Source organism: Streptomyces flavovariabilis, assembly GCF_000725785.1.
Lineage (GTDB): Bacteria > Actinomycetota > Actinomycetes > Streptomycetales > Streptomycetaceae > Streptomyces > Streptomyces hawaiiensis.
The window spans coordinates 497661-508031 of the sequence record NZ_JNXD01000006.1 but is presented as its reverse complement, the minus strand read 5'-3'; the positions used below and the strand labels follow the sequence as shown (position 1 = coordinate 508031).

At 72.0% G+C, this 10371-nt stretch carries 9 protein-coding genes; 4 read left to right on the top strand and 5 right to left on the bottom strand.

Annotated elements, in window-relative coordinates; genetic code table 11:
- Positions 1–54: 54 nt before the first annotated feature.
- Positions 55–495 (top strand): CobW C-terminal domain-containing protein, encoded by a 441-nt coding sequence (locus IO24_RS0114480; protein WP_031135724.1) that lies wholly within the window; start codon positions 55–57, stop codon positions 493–495.
- A 1183-nt stretch (positions 496–1678) separates the two neighbouring features.
- Here the strand turns inward: IO24_RS0114480 and IO24_RS0114475 are convergent.
- Positions 1679–2644 (bottom strand): pirin family protein, encoded by a 966-nt coding sequence (locus IO24_RS0114475; protein ID WP_031135722.1) that lies wholly within the window; start codon positions 2642–2644, stop codon positions 1679–1681.
- Positions 2645–2793: 149 nt separating this feature from the next.
- Between IO24_RS0114475 and IO24_RS0114470 the strand changes: the two genes are divergently transcribed.
- A complete protein-coding gene (locus tag IO24_RS0114470; RefSeq protein ID WP_031135720.1) occupies positions 2794–3144 on the top strand; it encodes a tetratricopeptide repeat protein in 351 nt (116 codons plus the stop codon).
- A gap of 67 nt (positions 3145–3211) precedes the next feature.
- Here IO24_RS0114470 and IO24_RS0114465 read toward each other — a convergent pair whose 3' ends face one another.
- Positions 3212–4615 carry a PepSY-associated TM helix domain-containing protein gene (locus IO24_RS0114465; RefSeq protein WP_031135718.1) on the bottom strand — a complete coding sequence of 468 codons (1404 nt, stop codon included), beginning with the start codon at positions 4613–4615 and terminating at the stop codon, positions 3212–3214.
- Between the two features lie 154 nt (positions 4616–4769).
- Between IO24_RS0114465 and IO24_RS0114460 the strand changes: the two genes are divergently transcribed.
- On the top strand, positions 4770–5414 hold the full coding sequence (locus tag IO24_RS0114460; protein ID WP_031135716.1) for a peptide deformylase: 645 nt from the start codon (positions 4770–4772) through the stop codon (positions 5412–5414).
- Between the two features lie 199 nt (positions 5415–5613).
- Here IO24_RS0114460 and IO24_RS0114455 read toward each other — a convergent pair whose 3' ends face one another.
- The gene (locus tag IO24_RS0114455) at positions 5614–7044 is read right to left on the bottom strand and encodes a dihydrolipoyl dehydrogenase family protein (protein ID WP_031135714.1); all 1431 of its coding nucleotides are present in this window, start codon (positions 7042–7044) and stop codon (positions 5614–5616) included.
- Between the two features lie 119 nt (positions 7045–7163).
- On the opposite strand from IO24_RS0114455, the gene trxA reads away from it, so the two are divergent.
- Positions 7164–7550, top strand: coding sequence for a thioredoxin (gene trxA, locus IO24_RS0114450; RefSeq protein WP_031135712.1), 387 nt, complete (start codon positions 7164–7166; stop codon positions 7548–7550).
- Here trxA and IO24_RS0114445 read toward each other — a convergent pair.
- Both IO24_RS0114445 and IO24_RS0114440 read right to left on the bottom strand, forming a co-directional pair.
- Positions 7547–8983, bottom strand: coding sequence for a benzaldehyde dehydrogenase (locus IO24_RS0114445; RefSeq protein WP_031135711.1), 1437 nt, complete (start codon positions 8981–8983; stop codon positions 7547–7549). The two genes, trxA and IO24_RS0114445, sit on opposite strands and share 4 nt — an antisense overlap.
- A gap of 327 nt (positions 8984–9310) precedes the next feature.
- Positions 9311–10360, bottom strand: a complete 1050-nt coding sequence (locus IO24_RS0114440) for a LacI family DNA-binding transcriptional regulator (protein ID WP_031135710.1) — start codon at positions 10358–10360, stop codon at positions 9311–9313.
- Between the last annotated feature and the right edge of the window lie 11 nt (positions 10361–10371).

The window sequence follows — 10371 nt, the reverse complement described above, 5'->3', positions numbered from 1 at the left end:
GGTGGGTAGATCCCGACCAGCTCCGAATTCCAGGACCTCGGTGCGATAGCCCTTGTGCCCGGCGACACGGTGTTCACGCCCTCCTTCGAAACTTCGTTCGTCCTCTGCTCCGGAAGGTCCTTTCACCCCGGACCGGTTTGGACGTTGGTGACGGAGACACCGGGCAGCAGCGCCTGCGGGCAGGTCCTCAGGTCCAAGGGCTTCTTCACCCTCGCCAGCCGGCCCTGGGTGACGGGACTGTGGCCGCAGGCCGGTTCGGTGGCTCGCTTCGAGCCTTCCTCTGCTCGTGACACCGCCAGCTCTTATGCGCAGGAACTCGTCTTCATCGGCGCCCAGAGGGACGCGGAGGTGCTGCGGGCCGACCAGAACGGCTGCCTCATGCAGGAAGGCGTAGCTCTGCCCGCTTCCGATCCCTTCCCTGCCTGGGACACCTACGGCTCCTGCGAGAGCTGCGCGCATGAGCACGGCCCCCTCACCACGGTGACGGGGCACTGAAACTCCGGGTCGGTCGGTGGTCGCAGCCACGGCGGAGCTTCAATGGTCCCTGGCACGCAACCTTTCTGGCGCCAGCCCCGCCCTGCCTCCCCGCGGGGTTCCGTCGTCTTACGGCTGCAATGTTGACAGCGGATGCGATCGCAAATCCGTCGTCCCCACAAGCAACGCAGGAACCTGACGGAGTGAGGAGCCGAACGCGTCTTGTGCGCCAGCGCGTTCGCCCTCACGGCGAAGCCGCACCGGAGTGCTCCGGTGCGGCTTCGCCGTCTCACGGATCCGCGCAGAGATCCCGCCCGGACGGACCTCGGTGGGGTCTCGCCGTATCACCCGCGTATCACACGGCCATCACCAACTGGTCAGACCCACCCGGACCAAGAGGCTCTGACCTGCAATTCCATGCTCTCACTGGACTGGCATAGGCGTACCTGGACGGTCTCTACAACCTGTGCCAGGTGGGACCACTCCATCAGACCGCTTAAACACCTTCTACGGCCAAGGTCGGCGGGCGGTCGCCCTGCGGCAGCAGCGGGCGGGCTGCCGTATGCGGGGCGGCCACTGCCTCAGGCGGCGGACTAGGAGTACAAGCGGTCGGCCCAGGACCCGACCGCTCCCCGCGGCGGCTGCCGCGGGGAGTAGGACAAGATCTCGACCATTCCCGGGCTGACGACCCACCGAGCCGCACGTGGCCACTACCTGTGCAGGTCAGCGACGTGACATGTCATATCTCTACCGCCGGGAGACGAAGAACCTGGCAGTCACTCTCCGCGCAGCGCTTTTCGTATCGGAGACAAGCGGCAGTGCCGACAGACAGCGACATCGGAATCTTGTGCAATCTCCACAAGACGGCAGTGTGAGCGACGCTACCCTTCCGCAACGCCTGACTCGACCGCCGGCCAGGTCAGCATCGGTCCGGGCACCACCGAACCTGCAAACGCCTACGCAAGTGCCGAAGCTGGGGAAAGTGCCACTCATCCCAGCCTGACGGAGCGTCAGCAAAGTCAGCATCAGGTCAGCAAGAGTCCTGCCACAGCCGCCCACAGACAGCCGCACTGTGGAATCGCCAGCCGCGCCAGCCTGAGCCAGCCGGCTGTTCGGACGCCTTTCGGCAGGCAGGTGGAAGACAGCGAGAATTACCTGACCGCCATCCGCCCGGCGGCCACCAATGCAGGCGCGTTCCCGCAGTTCAGCGCACTCTTCCCCGCGGTTTCAACGGCACCGGCGGCAGTTCCGGTGCGGGCAGTGGAGCCCCGTCGTACCCCTTCACCTCCCCGAACCGGGAGCCTTCCATCCAGTCCTGGCGGGCCTGTACGATCTCTTCCTGAGATCGCCCGATCCAGTTCCAGAACATGATCAGCTCCTCCTCGAACGGTTCGCCGCCCAGGAGCATCAGGCCCGCGTCCGACTCCGCCCGCAGGGGCAGTTCGCTGCGGCCGCAGCCGAGGTAGAGCATGGAGCCGGGGAGGACGGGGACGCCGTCGACGTGGGCCTCGCCGGACATGGACAGGACGGCGTACTCGAAGTCCGGTTCCAGGGGGAGGCGTACGTCCGCGCCTCGGGTCAGGGACAGGTCGGCGCCGACGATCGGCGTGTACGCGGTGCCGGGCGAGGTCGCGCCGTCGAGGCCGCCGAGGATCAGCGTGGCGGTGACGCCGGGGGCCGTGACGACCGGCAGATCGGCGTGGTGTTCGAAGCGCGGCTCGGTGTGGCGGTGGCTGTCGGGGAGGGCGACCCAGAGCTGCGCGCCGTGCAGGAAGCGGGCGTGCGAGCGCGGGCTCTCCTCCGAGTGGCTGATGGCCCGGCCGGAGGTCATCAGGCCGAGTTCGCGCGGGCGGATGGTCTGGAGGCTGCCGGTGGAGTCGCGGTGCAGCACCTCCCCCTCGTGCAGCCAGCTCACGGTCTGCAGGCCCATGTGGGGATGCGGCGGTACCTGCATGCCGGGCTCGTCGGCGATGTCGTCGGGACCGTAGTGGTCGACGAAGCACCACGCTCCGACCATCCGGCGGCCGAGGTTGGGCAGCAGCCGGCGGACCTCGCTGGACTCGCCCAGCCTGACCTGGCGAGGGCTGAGGAGTTCACGCACCGGCTCCGCCACCACGAAGCCACGGCCACCGCACAGGGAGGGGGCCGCCTCGCGCTCAAGATTGCTCATGGCGCACAACCTAGTGCGGCACGAGGGCTTGCGTCAGCGTCACCTCCGGGCCGCGCCGCAGGCCGCCCCACCAGACGCCGGACTCGGTAGTGGAATATTGAACCAATAGGTTCGGTTGTCGGCCTCGAAGGAGGCCCCGAGTGAACACCATGCAGGACACGACGTACTACGCCCACGGAACCCCGGCCGAGCGCTGGGAGCGCGCGCAGCTGTTCTTCGACGCCAAGGACTACGCCGCCGCCGCGCGCGTCCTGGCCGGGCTGGTCGAGGAGGTGCCCGAGCAGACCGGGCCCCGGCTGCTCCTTGCGCGCTCCTACTACCACTCGGCCCAACTGCGGCGCGCCGAGAGCGAGTTGCGGATCATCGTCGAGCGGGATCCAGTGGAGCACTACGCCCGTCTGATGCTCGGCCGCACACTCGAGCGGCAGAACCGGCACGAGGAGGCGGAGTCGCACCTGCGGATCGCCTCGGCGCTCGCGGGTGATTTCGAGCAGCGCTGACCCGTACCGCACAGGGAGGTGCCCGGCTCCGTGGGGAGCCGGGCATCCGTGTGTCGCGGCGGGCCCGCTACCCGGCCGGCGTCCCGTACGACCGCCGTCCCCGCCGGTGGGCGATCTCCCCCAGCAGGATGTCGACGGCGAGGAAGGCCGCCAGCGTGATGCCGAACAGGGGCAGGAAGTATCCGAGTACGGCGACGCCCGCCAGCAGCGGTACGAGGATCTGCGGCGGGACCTGCTGCCAGGCGCCGCGCGGGACCGGGCGGCCGAAGGCGGTGCCGCGGCCGCGCTGCCACCACATGCGGTAGCCCCAGACGATCAGCAGGATCAGGGAGAGCGCGAGCAGCATCAGGGCGATCTGGTTGGCCAGGCCGAAGAGGATGCCGGTGTGCAGGTCGATGCCCCACCGGGTGAGTTTCGCGAGCACCGGGTAGTCCGCGAAGCGCAGCACGTCGACGACCTGGCCGCCGGCCGGGTCGACGGCGACGGCGTCCTGCTTGGACGGCCAGCCGCGCTGCACCTGCTTGACGACGTACGCCGAGTTCGCGTCCGCGGGCGGCACGATCTCCACCGGGTCGCCGAGCCCCTCGGCCCGCGCCGCGGCCAGGACCTTGTCCAGGCCCACGCCGTGCGCGGCGTCGCCCGCCTGCCCGGCGGCGGCGCCATGGCCGTCGTGCTCGCCCCCGGCCGCCGCCGACACCGCCGGGGTGGCCTGGCCCAGCGAGGTCCGCAGCTCGTCGATGTTGGCCCCGGCGTAGGCCGACCAGGTCAGGCCGGTGGCCGAGAGGAAGAAGAACCCGGCCGCCGCCCACACGCCGACACTGCCGTGCAGCCCGAGGGTGCGACGCCGCCCCTTCGTCCCCCGTACCTTGCGCAGGGCGCGGCGGCGGGAGAACCACAGCACCAGCCCGCCCGCCGAGATGACCCACAGCCAGCTGGCCGCCAGCTCGCTGTACAGCCGCCCCGGCTCACCCAGGTGCAGATCCCGGTGGAACTCGTCGATCCAGGTGCGCAGCGGCAGCGCGCCGGTCGAGCCGTACTGTTCGAGGGAGCCGCGCACCTTCGCGGTGTACGGGTCGACGAACACGGCGAGCGTGTGGCCCTCGCCGACGCCCGGGACGCCGGACAGCATCACCCTGGTCGCCGCGTCGGCCTCCGGTGAGGGGCGCACGGCCGAGACCGTGCCCTCGGGGTGGGCCTTGCGGGCGGCGGCCACCTGCTCGCTGATCGGCAGCTTCTTCTCTCCCGCGGGGACGGTCAGTTCGTGGTCGTACACGAGCTTCTCGGCCTGGAAGGAACCGGCGTACAGCAGGCCGGTGACGGCGGCGACGAGGAGGAACGGCGCCACCAGCACCCCGGCGTAGAAGTGCAGGCGGAGGATCAGCGGGCGCAGGGGGGCCCAGCTGCTCTTCGACGGTGCCGGGGCGGCTGGCTGCGGGGCCTCGTCCGTGGTGGTCGAGGGAGCGGTGGTCATCGGCGGGCTTCTCCGGGGGACGTCTTCTGGGCCGTCGCGGTGTGGGCGGTGGCCGTTGCGGTGCAGTAGTCGGGGCGGCGGGGCGTTCAGTTCCCGGAGAACACGTGTGACGTGCGCCACGTGACGGTGGGGGGTGCCGTGCCATCCTGACGCGATGGGAACTCCGAGCGATCGCGCGCCCCTGGCCGAGCGGGTCGGTCAACTCCTCGACCGGGGTCTGCCGTTGACCATCGTCGCGGCCGGCGACCCGGTGCTGCGGCACGGCACCGAGCCGTACGACGGTCAGCTGGAGCCCGCTCTGCTGGCCCGGTTCGTCGAGGCCCTGCGGGTCACCATGCGCGCCGCCCCCGGAGTCGGCCTGGCGGCGCCGCAGGTCGGTGTGCCGCTCCGGATCGCGGTGATCGAGGATCCGGCGCCGGTGCCGGAGGAGGTGCGTCTCGCGCGCGGGCGGGTGCCGCAGCCGTTCCGTGTGCTGGTCAATCCCGCCTACGAGTCCGTCGGCGACGGGCGGGCCGCGTTCTTCGAGGGCTGCCTCAGCGTGCCGGGCTGGCAGGCGGTGGTGGCGCGGCACGCCGAGGTGCGGCTGACCGGGCAGGACGAGTACGGGCGGGCCCTGGACGAGGTGTTCACGGGCTGGCCGGCCCGGATCGTGCAGCACGAGACGGACCACCTCGACGGGGTCCTGTATCTGGACCGCGCCGAGCCGCGTTCGCTGTCGTCCAACCGGGCGATGGTGGAGCGCTGGGCACAGCCGACACCCGAGGAGGCGGCGCGGGCACTCGGCTTCGAGCTGCCGTAACGCGCAGGACCGCCCGCCCGACATCCGGAGGCGCCCGGCGGAGCGCCTCCGTCACGCCTGGGCCCCGCCCCGGATCTCCCTGCGCGCCCAGGGGCGGGCGAACCGCGGCCTGCCGCCGGTTCGGTCGTCCGCCCGGCCGGTGTCGGGCGTCTCCCCCAGGACGCCCGCGCTGCCGACCAGGCGGCCACCGACCGCATCCTCACGCGTCCCGGTACGCCTCCAGCAGCCGCAGCCAGACCTCGCTGATCGTCGGGTAGGACGGGACGGCGTGCCACAGGCGGCTGATCGGGACCTGGCCGGCGACCGCGATGGTCGCGGAGTGGATGAGTTCGCCGACGCCGGGTCCGACGAGGGTGACGCCGCGCAGGACCTCGTTCTCGAGGTCGACGATCATGCGGGCGCGGCCCTGGTAGCCGTCGGCGTACAGGCCGGCTCCGGAGACCGAGGACAGGTCCACGTCGACGGCCTTCACCCGGTGCCCGGCCTGTTCCGCCTCGGCGAGGGACAGGCCGACGGCCGCGGCCTCCGGGTCGGTGAAGACGACCTGGGGGACGGCGGCGTGGTCGGCGGTCGCGGCGTGGGCGCCCCAGGGCTGGGCGGCGAGGGTCTCCCCGGTGGCCCGCGCGGCGATGGCGGCGCCCGCGATGCGGGCCTGGTACTTGCCCTGGTGGGTGAGGAGGGCGCGGTGGTTCACGTCGCCGACCGCGTACAGCCAGTCGTGGCCGGTCACGCGGAGGCTGTCGTCGACCGGCAGCCAGGAGCCCGGGTCGAGGCCGATGGTCTCCAGGCCGATGTCGTCGGTGCGCGGGGCACGGCCGGTGGCGAAGAGGATCTCGTCGGCCTCGATGCGGTCGCCGGTGTCGGTGACGGCCACGACCGTCCCGTTCTCCCGGGTCACCGACTCCACCGAGGTGCCCGTACGGATGTCCGCTCCGGCCTCCGTGAGCGCCTCGGCGATCAGTTCCCCGGCGAAGGGCTCCATCCGGGGAAGCAGGCCCTCGCCTCGGACCAGCAGGGTGACCTTCGACCCGAGGGCCTGCCAGACGGTGGCCATCTCGGTGGCGACCACGCCGCCGCCGATCACGATCAGCCGGCCGGGCACGGTCTTGGAGCTGGTGGCCTCCCGGCTCGTCCACGGTTTGACGGTGTCGAGCCCGGGGAGGCCGGGCAGGGCGGCGCGGCTGCCGGTGCAGACGGCGACGGCCTGCCGGGCGGTCAGGACGTGCTCGCCGCCGTCCGGGCCCGTGACCGTCACCGTGCGGTTGCCGGTGAGGCGCCCGTGGCCGCGGTACAGGTCGGCGCCGACCGAGTCGAGCCACCCGACCTGGCCGTCGTCCTTCCAGTGGGAGGTGAAGTAGTCCCGGTGGGCGAGGACCGCGGACGCGTCGAGGGGCCCCTGCACCGACTGGCTCAGGCCGGGGACGCGGCGGGCGTCCGCACGGGCGATGACCGGCCGCAGCAGGGCCTTGCTGGGCATGCACGCCCAGTAGGAACACTCGCCGCCGACCAGCTCGCTCTCCACGATCGCGGTGGTCAGTCCGGCGGCGCGGGTGCGGTCGGCGACGTTCTCCCCCACGGGCCCGGCCCCGAGCACCACGACGTCGTACGCGTTGGTTTCCGTTTCCGTCATGGGGTCAGTCTGGTGGGTGGTGTGCGCCCTGGCCACATGGGTAGGGGCGCGGAATACGTGTCCGGTCGGCCGTGTTGTGCCGACGGCTTGACCCCCCACCAGGAAGAGGGATTTACGCCATGAGCAGCACCGTGGAGCTCACCAAGGAGAACTTCGACCAGACGGTCACCGACAACGAGTTCGTCCTGATCGACTTCTGGGCCGACTGGTGCGGGCCGTGCAAGCAGTTCGCTCCGGTCTACGAGAAGGCGGCGGGAGAGAACCCGGACCTGGTGTTCGGCAAGGTGGACACCGAGGCGCAGCCCGAGCTGGCCGCGGCCTTCGGTATCCAGTCCATCCCCACTCTGATGATCGTCCGTGACCAGGTCGCCGTGTTCGCCCAGCCGGGAGCCCTGCCCGAGGCCGCCCTGACGGACGTCATCGGGCAGGCCCGCAACCTCGACATGGCCGAGGTCCGCAAGGCGATTGCCGAGCAGCAGGCCCAGGAGGGTCAGCAGGCGGGCTAGAACGGATACGGAGCCACGTCTCCGCGTACCGTCGTCCAGCGCAGTTCGGTGAAGGCCTCCAGGTTGGCCTCACCGCCGAAGCGGGCGCCGGTGCCGGAGGCGGCGACTCCGCCGAAGGGCGCCACGGCCTCGTCGTTCACGGTCTGGTCGTTGATGTGGACGATGCCGGTCGGGATGCGCTCCGCGAGGTCCAGGCCGCGGGCCGGGTCCCTGGTGACGATGCCCAGGGAGAGGCCGTACGAACTCTGCGCGGCCAGGGCCGCCGCCTCGTCGGCGGTGGTGAAGGAGCGCACGGGCGCCACCGGGCCGAAGACCTCCTCCGTGTAGGCGGGGGTGCGGTCGTCGACGTGGGCGAGGACCGTCGGCCGGTAGAAGAGCCTGTCGTGGGTGCCGCCGGCGGCGAGCTTGGCGCCGGCGCTCGTGCTGGCCTCGACCAGGCCGCTGATCTTGGTGAGCTGGCCCGAGTCGATGATGGGGCCCAGGTGGACCTGGTTCCGGTACGGGTCGCCGACGGCGAGGGAGTCCGCCTTGGCGGCCAGCCGCTCGACGTACTCGTCGTAGAGGGACGCGTGCACCAGATGGCGCCCCGTGGTCATGCAGATCTGGCCCTGGTGGAAGAACGAGCCCCAGGCCGCCGTGGAGATCACCGCGTCGAGGTCGGCGTCCTCCAGCACGATCATGGCCGAATTGCCGCCCAGTTCCAGGTGGGCCCGCTTGAGGTGGCGCCCGGCGGCCTCGCCCACGGCCCGTCCGGCGGCGGTGGAGCCGGTGAAGGAGATGATCGGCACCCGCGGGTCGGCGACCAGGGCCTGTCCGGCGTCCGGGCCGCCGGGAAGCACGTGCAGCAGGTCCTCCGGCAGGCCCGCGGCGGTGAGGACCGCGGCGAGGGACAGCCCTCCGCAGACGGCCGTGCGCGGGTCCGGCTTCAGCAGGACCGCGTTGCCCAGCGCCAGGGCCGGGGCGACGGAGCGGATGGACAGGATCAGCGGGGCGTTGAACGGCGAGATCACGCCCACCACACCGGCCGGGACGCGGCGCGTGTACGACAGGCGCGGTGCCTCGCTGGGCAGGACCTGACCGGCCGGGCGGGAGGCGAGCGCGGCGGCCTCGTAGCACTCCTGGGCGGCGACGTGCAGTTCGAAGTCGGCTTTTCCGGGGACGGAGCCCGATTCGCGGACGAGCCAGTCACGCAGTTCGGCGGCGTGCTCGGTGAACAGGTCGCCCGCCTTGCGGAGTACGGCGGCACGGGCGAAGTGCGGGGTGCGCGCCCATGCGCGCTGGGCGGTGGCGGCCCGCCCTGCGGCGGCCCCGACGTCCTCCGGGGTGGCGAGGGCCAGGGTCCCGAGGGCCTGGCCGGTGGCGGGCTCGGTGACGGTGTACCCGGGTCCCGCGAGGCTGCGGGGCTGCCAGCTCCTGGTGTCGAGCAACGGCATGACGGCTCTCCGATCGATCGGTCACCGGCTGACGGGGTGGTCGCAACTCCCGTGCGTGCGCGGCCGGTTCGGCGGTCACATGGCGGGACGTGTCGAGCGGGCGCAGCAGTGTGTGCCGTGGCCCGCGCAGGAACGCGCCCCCGTTTTGTTGAGCATGCAACATCCTAGCCGTGCCGCGGCACGAAATCCGGGGGACCGGGCCCCGCCCGGGGAGTCGGGCCCCTGCCGGGAGGCCGGCCACCCGGCAATCAGGCCAACCCCGGGCGCCGGGCCCCCACCCGGGGGATCAGACCCCTGCCGGGGAGCCGGAAAGTCGCGCCCGCCGGATCAACTCGATTCGCGATGCAGCACCGTCGCGCCCAGTACCTTGTGCGTCTCGGGCTCCGTGGTGGGCTTACGCACCGCGCGGTCGACCAGTTCGGCGAGTTCACGGCCGCAGGGCAGCTCCAGACGGACCGTGCTCAGCCGGGGCCGCAGCAGCCGTCCGAGCATCAGGTCGTCGGCGCCGACCACGGCCGTCTCCTCGGGGATGCGGATGCCCTCGTCCAGCAGGGCCCGCATCAGCAGCATCGCGTACTCGTCGTTGTAGGTGAACACCGCGTCCAGGCCCATGGTGCGCCAGCGGGCGGCGAGGCGCGCGGCGGCCTGCTCGTCGTAGGCGAGGGGAAGTTCGGTCACCGTGGCGTCCGTGCCGCGCAGGGACTGGCGCACGCCGTCGAGGCGGGGTGCGGAGAACGCCTCCAGGCCGGGATCCTGCGGGACGACGACGCCGATCCGGCGCCGGCCGCGGTCGTAGAGGTGGGCGCCCGCGCTGTGACCGACGACGTCGTGGTCCATGAGCAGCGCGTGCGCGCCCTCGATGGTCTCGGGGCCGAGGGTGACCACGGCCCGCGCCCCCGAGCGCTTGAGCACCGCCACCCCGTGCGGGCCGAGCCCGGAACCGGGCACGAGTACGGCCACGGGCCGCAACTCGGCCCAGGCGCGGGCGGCTTCGTCGCCGTGCGGGCCGCCGGTGCCGTACTGCACGACCGTGTAGTCCAGGGCGGCGAGCGATCCCTGGAGGTCGGTGAGGAACCGGCTGTAGAGCGGGCCGACGGGGAAGGTCGGTGCGGGGATCAGGACCATGCGGCTGTGCCCGGCGCGCAGGCTGCGGGCCGCCGCGTGCGGTACGTATCCCAGTTCCTTCGCGGCCTCGTGCACACGGCGGCGGGTGGGGTCGCTGATTCGTACGGCACTGGTGTTGTTGAGGACGTAGGAGACGGTCGCGCGCGAGACGCCGGCCAGGCGGGCCACATCGGCGCTCGTGGGCACGGAGCGCGACGGTGCGGGGGACGGGGGCGCGGGCGTTTTCGGTATCTGCACCATGACGTACGGCATCTTGGCAGAAG